Origin of the sequence: Bifidobacterium sp., from assembly GCF_022647885.1 — a bacterium.
Taxonomy (GTDB): domain Bacteria; phylum Actinomycetota; class Actinomycetes; order Actinomycetales; family Bifidobacteriaceae; genus Bombiscardovia.
The window spans coordinates 825,034-838,319 of sequence record NZ_JALCLM010000001.1; the positions used below are offsets into that span (position 1 = coordinate 825,034).

Below are 13,286 nucleotides of genomic sequence, written 5' to 3' on the forward strand. Positions count from 1 at the left end.
TGATGACGTTAATAGACGTATAGATACATAGATATTGAGAAAGTGGAATCTATATACCGGCAGCGAGGATTGCTTGGTCAATATCATTAATCAGGTCTTCGGTATCTTCAAGCCCAACTGCAAATCTTAGGAATCCCTGATGGAACTCTTCAGAATATAGGTATTGCCGCTCATCATCCTCTCCCAGAAACACTATTAAACTTTCGTCATGACCCAACGACACTGCGGAAGTTATGATATTCAGATTGTTAACGAAACGGTTGTGGCCAGCATGGTCTGTGTGCAGGCCAAAACTCAATACTCCTGAGAAACCAGAGTGCTTGTTAGCGAGTTGAGAAACTGCTACATCGTGATGAGGATGCGAGGGTAAACCTGGATATGCCACAAATCGAACGGCTTGGTGAGTTTCGAGATGCTTGGCTATCGCCAGTGCTGAAGCATTGTGTTGCTTCATACGAAGAGGAAGGGTGACTGATCCTCGATTAATAAGCCATGCATTAAATGGGCTGATGATCCCACCATAATTCACCTGTGCTGTGAAGCGAATTTCATCGGTGATATCTTTTGTAGTTGCTATCGCACCGCCGAGTGCATCTCCGTGGCCGTTAATATATTTGGTCAGACTTTCAATCACAATATCCGCTCCCAGATCGAGAGGACGAACGTTGAACGGTGAGTTGAACGTATTGTCTACACTGAGCAGAATCTGATGATCGGCATGGTGCGCCAAACTGGCAATTGCGGCAATGTCAGAAACTTTTAGTGTTGGATTCGCAGGGGTTTCTATATGAATTAGACGAGTATTCGGACGGATTGCTTGTGCAACATTGTCAGGATTGGAGCTATCAACGATAGTAGTTTCAATGCCATACTTCTTTGGAAGAATCTCGTGTAATAAGCGGTATGCGGCGATATAGGTCGTATCCGAAAAAATAGCGTGGTCACCGCGATTCAGCAGCGTTGTGAACGTGGCCGAGAGTGCAGCTACTCCTGATGCCAATACCACAGCATCTTCAGCACCTTCCAGGTTGGCGATTTTTGCCTCAAGATAGCGTTGATTCGGATGACCATTGCGCGTGTACAGATTGGTGTCGGAGCTTGACCAGTTGATGTCTGATGGATCCTCGGGTAATGCGTAAGCGTTGGCTAAGGTTATTGGTCTACGAATCGCACCCGTTTCAGCATCGGTGCCATTGCCTAAATGGATGGAACGCGTAGAAAAACCGAGTTGTTGGTGATCGCTGGTGAAGCCCTGATGGGTGAAAGATGAAGCCATAAACCATACTTATCACACTGCGCTACTCCTCGCACCACAGCTATTGTTTGGGTTTCCCTGATTTACCAATCATCTTGAGTGCGTCATAGAAAAAAGCGAATACCTGTCTGCGATTATCCAGCTCTGACCCTGATCCTGACTCAATATCGCTGCATGTGATTCACCGACAGGCCTTGCTTAGCGGAAAGTATGCAACAAGGAGACATTCTGGCACTGAAATACGTGCCAGGCATGCCCAAATTGCCTATATTGGTGACCTGTATTGGTCATGTTTCGTTTGTGTAGGGATTATTGGAGTAATCAGCAGTATGCCTTCGTTACAAATACCGTCATTCCGCCATTTCTGCTCTCTGCCAAGGATGATGTATTTCCTAATCCCTACACAAACGTATACCTGCCCAGCTATCGCGTAGATAATTGCGCCACTCTAGAATGACACCATGCCAGTGTTTCGGCTTAGGATAGGTACATGGTATTCAGACATCGTCAGGTAATCGATACGCTCCCTTCATATAAGCAGGGCAAACCTGCCCCACAAGTCGAAGGGCAACGAAGTTTTAAGATATCTAGCAATGAGAATCCGCATAACCCACTGCCCAGTGTGCAGAAAGCTATCGCTGATCAGGCGCTTGGACACATTAATCGGTATCCAGACATGCGAGGCTGGGCTGTAGTTGAGAAGCTTGCACAGCAGCTAGGCGTGAGCTCGGAGAATATTCAACTGGGATGCGGCTCCACAGAGGTCATCACACAGCTGGTTAATCTGGTGGCGGGGAAGGGCGACGAGGTGATTTATCCTTGGCGCAGTTTCGAAGCTTATCCAATCATTGTCACCACAGCAGGTGCCACGAGTGTCCAAGTTCCTCTCACTGCCGAGGGTAAACACGATATCGATGCGATGATTGCAGCGATTAACGACCGTACACGTCTAGTGATTGTTAATAACCCCAACAATCCAACATCCACATCGGTGTCTGACGTGGACGTTCGTCGACTCCTAGAGGCAGTTCCTGATGATGTACTAGTGCTCATTGACGAAGCTTATGTGCAGTTCAATACTGATGCAGAAACTTGCATAGGTCTTGATCTGTTTCATGAATATTCGAATGTAATCGTGGCACAGACTTTCTCGAAAGCATATGGTTTGGCTGGATTGCGAATTGGCTATGCGGTCGGCCCGCAAGATGTCATCGACGGTATGCGTAAGGTCGCACTGCCTTTTGGCGTTTCTGATGTGGCGCAAGTAGCCGCGGTAGCAAGTCTCGATGCTTATGCTGAACTTTCTGAGCGTGTTGATGCACTGATTATGGAGAGAGAACGAGTTGTCAGCAAGCTTCGCGAGCAGGGTTGGCAAATTCCAGAACCATATGCAAACTTTTTCTGGCTGCAGCTGGGAGAACGTTCCGACGAGATAGCTCATTATTTTGAGCTGTCAGGTTTATCAGTACGAGTGTTCTCCGGTGAAGGCATTCGTATCACCATCGCAGAACGAGAAGCGAACGACCTAGTGATTGACGTCTGTGCACGCACTTTCGAGATTGCACACCCACAGGCAGTCACCGTCTGAACCACTGAGTCGTCTAATCCCCGATTTCTCAGCAGAAAGCTATATGTGTAGCAGGACGTGTACCAGCGCGGAATCTCAGTGTGTGAAAGTGCTATGCATGTGATGTCTGTTGGACTGTGTTGTGCATTTGTACTGTGCTCAGTATTTGAGCGTTATCTGGCTACTTGAGCGTTGAATCAATGCTCAAGTAGCCAGAAGGCTCTTGAGTCTCTCGCAAGCGATGCACTCTTTTCCTGTGCTAGAAGTTCCTGAGAACTGAACTCTGTGGTCTGTTGTTGCGATACACGGTCTTCTTTGCATGAACTTCTTTACATAGTGTCCTTTACATAGTGTCCTTCCCTACCCCCTATCCGCAGTGTTTCGCCCTCGGTGCACCGTGAAATTTCGAGCTCAGTATGAATCTTCTCTTAATGTGCACTCATCGTTGGGGTACTTCGCATCACGCGCGCACAATACTCAATGCATATTCTCAATCAAATGACAATAGTGTGATATAGACCACATAAAACACTATATATAGTTTGCGGTATAGAATCAGAAACTAGATATAGTGGTTTCTGCATTCGTTTGAAGAGTGCTGAGGAGGAACAATATGAGTGAGGTCGCCACCGCGCAGTTGCAGGCTAGTGTGCCTGAGCATGCGGCACAGGGCGAAAAGATTGGCGCAATCGTCTACTTTTCATCAGCATCGGAGAATACCGCAAGGTTTGTTGCCAACTGCGGCTTGCAGAACGAAGGCATCGATGTATATCGCATCCCCCTTAGGCGTTCGCAAGGAGAGCTCCATGTGAATGAGCCTTATGTGCTTATGGTGCCAACGTACGGTGGGGGTAACGCCAAGAAAGCAGTACCTGTGCAGGTTCGAACCTTCCTGAATAATCCAGATAATCGAGCTGGAATTCGTGGGGTGATTGCCTCAGGTAACACGAATTTTGGAGATGCCTTCTGCATGGCAGGCGACATCATAGCTCGCAAATGCAAGGTACCTTTTCTCTACTACTTTGAATTGATGGGGACCAAGGAAGACGAAACGAAGGTGAGAAACGGTATACGAGACTTCTTCCATAACCATCACGAATAAGAATGACCAGTAGGTAATCAAACAATCAACTCTAGTAAGCAATGAATATGGCTTATGCAGCATGGACTGAATGGTCTAACTGGCAGCGGCCGATAGCATCAAAATTCTTAGTGAATTGAATACATCAGCGTTACTGATGAGTATCGCTGATGAGTAAAGCATCATCACTGTTGAATCGTCATAATGTTTAGTTTTAATGGAAGGGAATGCAGATGACTGCAATCGATAACACGGCGCTGAGCCTCGATAATACAGGGGAGGAGACTTACGATTCTGCCCATGATTATCATTCCTTGAATGCCATGCTCAACTTGTATGACGACAATGGTCGTATTCAATTTGATAAGGATCAGGATGCTGAGCGTGAGTATGTTCATGGCCACGTCCACCAGCATACGAAGTCTTTCGCATCCACTGCTGAGCGCATCGCTTACCTGGTAGACAATCAGTATTACAATCCACAAGTTTTTGGTCAGTATTCAAGCGAATTCCTTGAGAAAATTTATGCTCACTCTGAATCGCTCAACTTCGAATTTGACACTTTTCTTGGTGCTTTCAAATTCTATTCCTCGTATGCTTTGAAGACTTTCGACGGCAAGCAATATCTGGAAGATTTCCCCCAGCGCAGCGTCGCCGTGGCACTGGAACTTGCTGCCGGTGATGAGGAAATGGCACTTAAATACGCAGACGAAATCATTTCTGGCAGCTTCCAACCTGCAACTCCGACCTTCCTGAATCTCGGCAAAGCACAACGTGGAGAGCCTGTCAGCTGTTTCTTGGTCAGACTTGAAGACAATATGGAGTCCATCTCTAGAAGCATCAATGCAGCATTGCAGCTGTCCAAACGTGGTGGCGGCGTGGCGCTGTTGTTGAGCAATCTGCGTGAATTGGGTGCTCCGATTAAGCACATTGAGAATCAGTCTTCGGGCGTGATTCCTGTAATGAAGTTGCTTGAGGATTCCTTCTCTTACGCGAATCAGCTTGGAGCTAGGCAGGGAGCTGGTGCCGTCTATATTTCCGCTCACCATCCGGATGTAATGCGTTTCCTTGATACTAAGCGCGAGAATGCTGATGAGAAGATTCGTATCAAGTCACTGTCCCTGGGCGTAGTTATCCCTGACATCACCTTTGAGCTTGCTAAGCAGCGTAAGCCGATGGCGCTGTTTAGCCCGTATGACGTAGAACGCGTCTATGGCAAACCGTTCTCAGATATTCCGATTTCAGAGAATTACGAAAAAATGGTTGCTGATGATCGCATTCGTAAAAGCTACATCGATGCTCGTGAATTCTTCATGACCATCGCTGAGATTCAGTTTGAGTCAGGTTACCCGTACATCCTCTTTGAGGACACAGTTAACAAGGCCAATCCTATTGATGGTCGTATTACAATGAGCAATCTGTGCTCCGAGATTTTGCAAGTTCAGGAGCCCAGCACTTATAACGAGGATTTGACGTATTCACACGTCGGTCGTGATATCTCATGCAACCTTGGGTCACTCAATATTGCTAAGGCTGTTGATAATGGCCTCGGTGACACCGTCGAGACAGCTATCCGCGCTTTGACTTCTGTTGCTGAGCACACCAGCATTAATGCGGTACCTTCTATCCGCCGTGGCAATGAAGAGGGACATGCAATTGGTCTAGGACAGATGAATCTGCACGGTTTCCTTGCTCGTGAACGCATCCATTATGGTTCACCAGAAGGCCTTGATTTCACCGATATGTATTTCATGACGGTTGCTTTCCATGCTTACAAGGCCTCCCATAGCATTGCTGTTGAGCGAGGCAAGGCTTTTGCAAGCTTCCCCACATCTGATTATGCGAAGCCAGCTGGGCAGGGTAATTACTTCGATAAATATACTGACGGACGTCGTTCACTTGAACCGAAGACTGAACGAGTACGCGCACTCTTTGCTGAGAAGGGTATTGAGATTCCCACGGTTGCGGATTGGGAAGAGTTACGAGACCAGATTCTTAAGGATGGCATTTACAACCAGAATCTTCAGGCTGTACCGCCAACCGGTTCAATTAGCTATATCAACCACTCCACCAGCTCGATTCACCCGATTGCTTCGAAGATTGAGATTCGTAAAGAAGGCAAGTTGGGACGTGTATATTATCCAGCGCCTTATATGACTAATGAGAATCTGGAATACTTCGAAGATGCGTATGAAATTGGCTGGCAAAAGATTGTTGACACTTACGCCGAGGCGACTCAACATGTGGATCAAGGATTGTCGCTGACGCTGTTCTTCCCGTCCACTGCGACGACCCGAGATCTCAACAAAGCCCAGATATACGCATGGCGCAAGGGTATCAAAACCCTCTACTACATCCGTATTCGTCAACAAGCTCTAGAAGGTACTGAAGTAGAAGGCTGCGTAAGCTGCATGCTGTAGCGTAAAGCGCACAGCCCAGTGGGCTGTGCGTAGCTACAGTGAGCGCTCGCCAAGGGCGCGAAGGCGATCGTGTTTGTGATCGCGCGTAAAGCGCACAGCCCAGTGGGCTGAGCCGTTAAGTGCGAAGCGCTGTGCGCTTCGCATAGGCTCAGTGAGCAGTCGCAAAGGCTGCGAAGGATCGCGAAGCGATCGCCACACGAGGTCCCTACGTAACGCAACCTTCCCAAAATTCGGGCGAAGTGTTCGGTTGCTTAGACCGAAGGTTTCGAAGATTTACAGCAAACCGAGATAACTGCATCAAAAGGACAGCAAAATCGTGAAAAATACTCCAAAAAGCTGTACTTTTGAAGCAGTTATCTCGTATTGAGGTTTTAAGACATAATCCGTGCGCATAGTTGGGTGCTGCGCCGGTCAACATGAGTTGTGAAAGGAATATCATGGTACCTGTTTCTGTGCCAAGACAGCCGCTGAAGCTTATTGATCGTGTTTCGGCCATCAATTGGAACCGTCTAGAGGATGAAAAAGATCTTGAGGTGTGGGATCGTCTGACAGGTAATTTCTGGCTTCCTGAAAAGGTTCCGGTGAGCAACGATATTCCTAGCTGGCAGAAAATGACCGATGAAGAGCACACATTGACGATGCGTGTATTTACGGGTTTGACGTTGCTTGACACCATTCAGGGTACTGTCGGTGCTGTCTCGTTGATACCTGACGCTTTAACTCCTCATGAGGAAGCTGTGTACACGAATATCTCCTTTATGGAGTCTGTGCATGCGAAGTCATATTCTTCGATTTTCTCCACTCTTGCCTCTACAAAAGAGATTGATGGTGCTTTTGCTTGGAGTGAGGAGAACGAGTTCCTGCAGAAGAAAGCACAGATTGTGCTCGACTATTATGAGGGTGACAATCCCTTAAAGCGTAAGGTTGCTTCTACGCTTCTGGAATCATTCCTGTTCTATTCAGGCTTCTACCTGCCGATGTATTTCTCTAGTCATGCGAAGCTGACGAACACCGCGGATGTGATTCGTTTGATTATTAGAGATGAGGCTGTTCACGGCTATTACATTGGTTACAAGTATCAAAAGGGTCTAGAAAAAGTTTCGGATTCTGAGCGTCAGGTGATGAGTGACTACACCTATGAGTTGCTCAACGATCTCTATGATAACGAGGTTGAATACACTCGTAGTCTGTATGAGGGTGTTGGTCTGGTTGAGGATGTTGAGAAGTTCCTGCGCTATAACGGCAACAAGGCTCTGATGAATCTCGGGTATCCGGCGCTGTTCCCCTCCGACACCACGGATGTGAATCCCGCCATTATCGCCTCACTCAGTCCGAATGCCGATGAGAACCACGATTTCTTCTCTGGTTCTGGTTCAAGCTATGTGATGGGCAAAGCCGTCGAAACCGACGACGATGATTGGGACTTCTAGGAAGTCCTGACTGCTCTGAGGTCATGCTTGACCACAGAAGTTGTTGGAAGGTCTGAAACCGAATGTGCTCGGTTTCAGACCTTTTGTATATCCTCTACGAATTGGTAGAGGGAACAACAATGTGAAAGAGCTCCTACGAGAACGGGCTAGGTGGCATGAGCGCACATGTCTGGTCCAGACATGGTGGTTCGCAGATCGGAAAACGGTACTGGCGTGCCGCTGAGTGTGTCATGTTTTAAGTGCTTTGACCGGTTGAGATTCGTAGGAAGAGCGGTGGCTGGTGTGATGCACGGGGAAACCATGCGCCGTGGTATGCCGGCAGCTTCCTGGATTTGGCAGACAGCGGCCAATCCAAATCAGAGTGACGGAAAATGACGGAATAAGGAGAGTTTTGCAATCGGCATGAGGCGCGAAAGATATCGGATCCGGCTTGTCGATACCAAAATCGGCGCCGTCGTCGCGGTGTCTGACGGGAGATGGGCAGCCATCGAAATCAAGCTGGGTGCCCATTAAATCAATGAAGTGGCATCGAAGCTCTTGGCCTTGCAGCGTGACATGCAGGACTATCCGCGAGCTCCCCACCGTCGGTGCTCTGTGCAGTATGCGGTATGCGGTATGACCGCGTATGCATACACACGTCCCGATGGAGTGCGCGTCGTTCCAATCACGGCTCTGCGCGATTGAATCTTTGGATCGAGGCGAGTAGACGTCCCACGCACATTGTCGCGACACGGGGAACACACGACTTGCGTATTCAGTGAAACCGTGGCAATATAACGAAGTTGCCGTTTTTGGCTTAGGTCGGATGCGGCATGGCGGATTTCCCAAGCGGTCAAAGGGAGCTGACTGTAAATCAGCCGCGTAATGCTTCAGTGGTTCGAATCCACTATCCGCCACGCCTCGATAGCTCAGTGGTAGAGCACTTCCTTGGTAAGGAAGAGGTCGTGAGTCCGATTCTCACTCGAGGCTCTATGGCGGGGTAGCTCAGCTGGCTAGAGCGTACGACTCATAATCGTAAGGTCGAGAGTTCGAGTCTCTCCCTCGCTACAATCATCGGCAAAGAGTCGATGAGTAATGACTACAGAGGTGAACCATGGCAAAGGCCGCAGATATTCGTCCAGGCGTAACGCTGGCGTGCACCGAGTGCAAAGAACGTAACTACATCACGACGAAGAATCGTCGTAACACTCCGGATCGTCTAGAGCTCAACAAGTTCTGCCCACGTTGTGGCAAGCAGACGGTTCATCGCGAAACCCGCTGAACTTCGCGGAGCGAAACGTACATTAAACCCGACTTAGGTCGGGTTTTTTCGTATTCTCTTCGGTCAGTTTCAGTCAAAACAGCATACAAGAAAGAGTGTGTTGCTATCGTCTAGCGAGCGTATGAGTGTTCGTTGAGAAATTCTGATATTCAGGCAACAGCATTCGAGAAAATCTCCGTCTCGAAAATCCTTACACAATTTCGGTGCGCACAATCAGTGCATACATTTTTGAAACAGCACATGCCAGCACCAGCTTCGAGTTATGCTGTAGCCCATGACTACTACCTCACCTACATTTGCAGAGTTGACCACCATTGGTGTGGGAGGTCGCATCGCACGTTTTGAGCAACCGACCAGTCGAGTAGGCATGATTGAAGCGGTTGAGGACGCAGATAGCAAGAAACTGCCATTGTGTGTGATTGGAGGCGGCTCCAACATGTTGGTTTCTGACGATGATTTTGATGGTGTGGTTGTCCGCGATGCTAGGCACGAAATTCTCGTTTTAGATGAGGCTGCTCCGGTTGAAGGGCGTGACACCACAGTCCATGTTGCAGCTGATGCTGGAACAAATTGGGATGATTTGGTTGCTTTTAGCATCCAGATTGGGCTCGAGGGTATCGAGGGGCTTTCAGGCATTCCTGGCACAGTAGGTGCTTCGGTGGTACAAAATATTGGAGCTTACGGTCAAGAAGTGGCTACTAGTGTTTCAAGTGTTGAAGTCTGGGATCGTCAGGACAAGGTAGTTCGCACTCTTTCTAGTCAGGAGATGGGTTTTGGATACCGCACCTCTTCGTTGAAACGCAGCATGTATGCGGTCTCTTCGCCTGAGACCTCTAAAGATAATCCTTTTTTCCCGACACCACGATATGTGGTGTTGTCGGTCAGCTTTGCACTGCGGCATAGTGACTCTGGTGTGGTCGCTTTTGAACAACTCGCCAGAGCACTGCAGGTTGAGATAGGGCAGCGAGTAGCGACAGCAAGTATTCGCCAGAAGGTGCTTGAGGTCAGAGCTGCCAAAGGAATGCTTGAAGATCCTCATCGTTATGCTGTTGTATGGATGCAAGGTACTCGTCGCAAACAGCATGTTGACGCAGCATTACAGGCTTTGCACACCTTGATTGAAAGTGACTCGTGGGACAGAAATCGTTGTAGCTGCGGCAGTTTCTTTATGAATCCTGTGCTGACTGTTGAGCAGGCTGACACATTACCGAAAGAGGCCCCTCGCTTCCCCTCGCATATGCCGGATGGGTCTTCTGGAATCAAAACATCTGCCGCTTGGCTGATTGATCATGCCGGCTTCCAGAAGGGCTTTTCATTGAAAGGGAGTGCCCAAGCATCCCTGTCTACGGTGCATACTCTGGCTATGACTAATAGGGGTAAAGCATCATCGGATGAGATTGTTGCACTGGCTGCAGCTGTGCGCGAGGGTGTGCAGCAACAATTTGGTATCTGTTTAGTGCCGGAACCTGTATTCATTGGTAATTTGACCCTGAACGGTAACTGAAACTCACAGTCTTCAGCTGGCATTCAGCGTATATTCCAGATACCTCATGCAAGATACATGTGGCTGCGCAGATTCATCACAGCCTATTGCATGGTATGGGCGTTTCAATAGTGGGTATTCCGATGAAAGGACCCAGAATGAGCGACCCAACCACCAACAACAAAACTAGTTCAACGGCAGTCTCTAATGCAGCCGGCAACGCATCCGAGCAGACTTCAGCACAACGAGCCGCGGCAACGCAGCGGCCTGCTCAGCCAGCAAATCCTCAGCAGCCAGCGCAGAGGCCTGAAAGACCACAGCAAGCCAACGAGGCTGCTCGGGTCGCATACAACCAGAATCAAGCTACTCCTGCTCAATCCACACCTCCGAGGGTTACCCTCGCCCAGCCACAGGGAGATTTTTCTGAAGCTGGCTTTAATGCCCAACAAACACCCAATGCGCCTTACACTCAGCAAGCGCAACACAACTTCGATCCGCGGCAACAAACACCTGTTCAGGGTGCGTGGAACCAACAGAGGAACTGGAACGGACAGGGACAGAATCCTAGTCTGCAGAATTCAAAGGCTAAAGTTGCGCGTACTTGGCAAGGCATCAAGGTCAGCGTGATTGCCGCTATCGGCGCCTTGGCTCTGTTATGCGGTCTGGTCGGAGGTCTAGCGGGCGGTTTGATTGCCGGAGCGGTTTCTGGCGGCAGCTCGCAGGTTTCTAACCAAGGTGGCATGCCTCAAATGGGTGGGAGTGGTTACAGCCAGATGCAGGGTCAAAGCGGCAGCGGAAATTCTGATAGTGGCTCATCAAGTAGTAACAATGGTAGTGGCACCTCCGGCAGTGACTCTTCGAGTTCAACACAGTCAGATCTCAGCGGCACAGTGTGATACCAATAAGACAGCTCGATTATCTCTGTGTCAGTCAATCATCCTGTCAATTTGGTCAATTACTGCCCTGTGCAATGTGACGCTTCTCCCACTTTCTATCAATTTTCTCGTCTGTCGTTACCATAAACCGTCTTGTCGCAGAAAATTTATCGCGAGACAAGACGGTTTATTGCTATGTGATCTGTGTTGATGACAAACTCGGTACTAGACTGTAGTGCTGTTAACAGATGTGTGAGGATTAGCGCGGCAGCACCAATCCGGTTGGGACTGCCGACCTCCTTGTATGCTGCTGCCGAGGGCATCACCAGTTGAGACTCTATGCCACACCCCCAGCGCACTGTGTTTGAACTCATCGCAGGGGGGAATGTGAGTATTTTTAGAACCAAATCCGTTGAGCAGACTTTGGCCGAAACAAGCGAGTCTGGACGGACGCTTAAACGTACACTCAACGCTTGGGATATGGCGGTTATGGGTGTTGCTGTCGCTGTTGGTGCTGGAATCTTCTCAGTAGGCGCGCAGGCTGCTGCATTTCATGCAGGACCAGCGGTCATTCTGAGCTTCATCATTGCAGGCGTGGTATGTGGAGCAGCCGTAATGTGTTATGCAGAATTTGCTTCAATGTTGCCAGTAGCAGGATCTGCCTATACCTTTACCTACACCACAGTCGGAGAAATTATTGCGTGGATTATTGGTTGGGATTTGATTTTGGAGATGTTGATGGCCAGTTCGGTCATCTCAAAGTATTGGGGTGTATATCTCAATGATTTGTTGCATCTTGTGGGGATTAACTTCAATACGAATCTCAGTCTGGGATCATTTCATATAGATATTGCCCCAATTATTATTGTTACCTTCTTTACCGTGCTATTGGTCTTAGGTACCAAGCTTTCAGCACGTGTGGATGGTGCTTTAACTATTCTCAAAATTGGTATCGTATTTTTTGTCATTATTGTTGGTTTCTTCTATGTGAAGGCTTCAAATTATCAGCCTTTTGTTCCCCCGACTCAGGCTGTTGTCACGACAACAGGCAGTGTTTCTGGTACTTTCGGAGAGCCACTATGGCAGTGGTTTACGGGTATGGCACCGAGTATGTATGGTATCCCTGGAATCCTCTCGGGTGCAGCTCTGGTCTTTTTTGCGTTTATCGGATTCGACGTAGTTGCGACTGCCTCCGAAGAGGCAAAGGATCCGCATCGTACGGTTCCTAAAGGTATTTTTATTGGCATGTGCTTGGTAACCCTGATGTACATTCTCGTGGCCGTGGTCACAACCGGTATGGTGTCGTATAAACAACTAGCCAAGGCGGACAGCCCATCTCTAGCAACTGGATTTGAATTGGTAGGTGCAACCTGGGCTGCCAAGATTATCTCCTTCGGTATCGTTGTGGGCCTGACCACAGTGGTGATGGTGCTGCTCCTTGGTTTAACCAGAATTGTCTTTGCTATGAGTCGTGATGGACTATTGCCTCGCAGCTTCTCAACTACCGGCTCACATGGCACGCCTGCCAAGATTCAAATTGTGGGAGGCATCGTGGTGGCGATAGTTGCCGCCTGTTTCAATGTTGATGTGCTCTCGGACATGGTAAATATCGGTACCTTGTCAGCATTTACCTTGGTGGCTATCTCCGTTCCAATTATGCGTCGTAAACGTCCTGACTTGCATCGCTCATTCAAAATGCCAGGCAACCCTTGGATCCCGATACTGGTTGCGCTTGCTTGCTTGTGGTTGATGCTCAATCTGACAGTGCTGACTTGGGTCCGTTTCGTGGTGTGGCTTGCCATCGGTTTTGCAATCTACTTCGGGTACTCATACAAACACTCCCGTTTAGGTCGAAATGAGTTAGCCGGGGAGGTGCCGGAGTTGGCGAAAACACCGACTAAATAGCTAAACTGC

At 48.7% G+C, this 13,286-nt stretch carries 9 protein-coding genes and 3 tRNA genes; 11 read left to right on the plus strand and 1 reads right to left on the minus strand.

The annotated features are described in order from the left end of the window. Positions 1 to 49: 49 nt before the first annotated feature. Positions 50 to 1,276 (minus strand): trans-sulfuration enzyme family protein, encoded by a 1,227-nt coding sequence (locus LKI20_RS03510; protein ID WP_291769964.1) that lies wholly within the window; start codon positions 1,274 to 1,276, stop codon positions 50 to 52. A 469-nt stretch (positions 1,277 to 1,745) separates the two neighbouring features. Here LKI20_RS03510 and LKI20_RS03515 point away from each other — a divergent pair, with 469 nt between their 5' ends. The 11 genes from LKI20_RS03515 (at position 1,746) to LKI20_RS03565 (ending at position 13,277) form a co-directional block, all read left to right on the plus strand. After that, the gene (locus LKI20_RS03515; protein ID WP_291769968.1) at positions 1,746 to 2,843 is read left to right on the plus strand and encodes a histidinol-phosphate transaminase; all 1,098 of its coding nucleotides are present in this window, start codon (positions 1,746 to 1,748) and stop codon (positions 2,841 to 2,843) included. A gap of 592 nt (positions 2,844 to 3,435) precedes the next feature. Beyond that, positions 3,436 to 3,924 (plus strand): class Ib ribonucleoside-diphosphate reductase assembly flavoprotein NrdI, encoded by a 489-nt coding sequence (gene nrdI, locus LKI20_RS03520; protein WP_291769971.1) that lies wholly within the window; start codon positions 3,436 to 3,438, stop codon positions 3,922 to 3,924. 212 nt (positions 3,925 to 4,136) lie between these two features. Next, positions 4,137 to 6,323 (plus strand): class 1b ribonucleoside-diphosphate reductase subunit alpha, encoded by a 2,187-nt coding sequence (gene nrdE / locus LKI20_RS03525; protein WP_291769975.1) that lies wholly within the window; start codon positions 4,137 to 4,139, stop codon positions 6,321 to 6,323. 437 nt (positions 6,324 to 6,760) lie between these two features. Further along, positions 6,761 to 7,753, plus strand: coding sequence for a class 1b ribonucleoside-diphosphate reductase subunit beta (nrdF, locus tag LKI20_RS03530; protein WP_291769977.1), 993 nt, complete (start codon positions 6,761 to 6,763; stop codon positions 7,751 to 7,753). A gap of 814 nt (positions 7,754 to 8,567) precedes the next feature. Then, positions 8,568 to 8,649, plus strand: a tRNA-Tyr gene (locus LKI20_RS03535). A 1-nt stretch (position 8,650) separates the two neighbouring features. After that, positions 8,651 to 8,722, plus strand: a tRNA-Thr gene (locus LKI20_RS03540). A gap of 4 nt (positions 8,723 to 8,726) precedes the next feature. After that, a tRNA-Met gene (locus tag LKI20_RS03545) sits at positions 8,727 to 8,800 on the plus strand. Between the two features lie 46 nt (positions 8,801 to 8,846). Next, positions 8,847 to 9,014: a 50S ribosomal protein L33 gene (gene rpmG / locus LKI20_RS03550; RefSeq protein WP_081884259.1), complete on the plus strand. Its 168-nt coding sequence runs from the start codon at positions 8,847 to 8,849 to the stop codon at positions 9,012 to 9,014. A 274-nt stretch (positions 9,015 to 9,288) separates the two neighbouring features. Continuing rightward, positions 9,289 to 10,518 carry an FAD-binding protein gene (locus LKI20_RS03555; protein ID WP_291769983.1) on the plus strand — a complete coding sequence of 410 codons (1,230 nt, stop codon included), beginning with the start codon at positions 9,289 to 9,291 and terminating at the stop codon, positions 10,516 to 10,518. Positions 10,519 to 10,655: 137 nt separating this feature from the next. After that, positions 10,656 to 11,393, plus strand: a complete 738-nt coding sequence (locus tag LKI20_RS03560) for a hypothetical protein (RefSeq protein WP_291769985.1) — start codon at positions 10,656 to 10,658, stop codon at positions 11,391 to 11,393. A 366-nt stretch (positions 11,394 to 11,759) separates the two neighbouring features. Continuing rightward, positions 11,760 to 13,277, plus strand: a complete 1,518-nt coding sequence (locus tag LKI20_RS03565; RefSeq protein ID WP_291769987.1) for an amino acid permease — start codon at positions 11,760 to 11,762, stop codon at positions 13,275 to 13,277. Positions 13,278 to 13,286: the final 9 nt, after the last annotated feature.

What these genes read in the sequence shown, in the direction of transcription:
- LKI20_RS03510 (WP_291769964.1), bottom strand. Translation starts at nt 1,276, where the DNA reads ATGGCTTCATCTTTCACCCATCAGGGCTTCACCAGCGATCACCAACAA.
- LKI20_RS03515 (WP_291769968.1), top strand. Translation starts at nt 1,746, where the DNA reads ATGGTATTCAGACATCGTCAGGTAATCGATACGCTCCCTTCATATAAG.
- nrdI (WP_291769971.1), top strand. Translation starts at nt 3,436, where the DNA reads ATGAGTGAGGTCGCCACCGCGCAGTTGCAGGCTAGTGTGCCTGAGCAT.
- nrdE (WP_291769975.1), top strand. Translation starts at nt 4,137, where the DNA reads ATGACTGCAATCGATAACACGGCGCTGAGCCTCGATAATACAGGGGAG.
- nrdF (WP_291769977.1), top strand. Translation starts at nt 6,761, where the DNA reads ATGGTACCTGTTTCTGTGCCAAGACAGCCGCTGAAGCTTATTGATCGT.
- rpmG (WP_081884259.1), top strand. Translation starts at nt 8,847, where the DNA reads ATGGCAAAGGCCGCAGATATTCGTCCAGGCGTAACGCTGGCGTGCACC.
- LKI20_RS03555 (WP_291769983.1), top strand. Translation starts at nt 9,289, where the DNA reads ATGACTACTACCTCACCTACATTTGCAGAGTTGACCACCATTGGTGTG.
- LKI20_RS03560 (WP_291769985.1), top strand. Translation starts at nt 10,656, where the DNA reads ATGAGCGACCCAACCACCAACAACAAAACTAGTTCAACGGCAGTCTCT.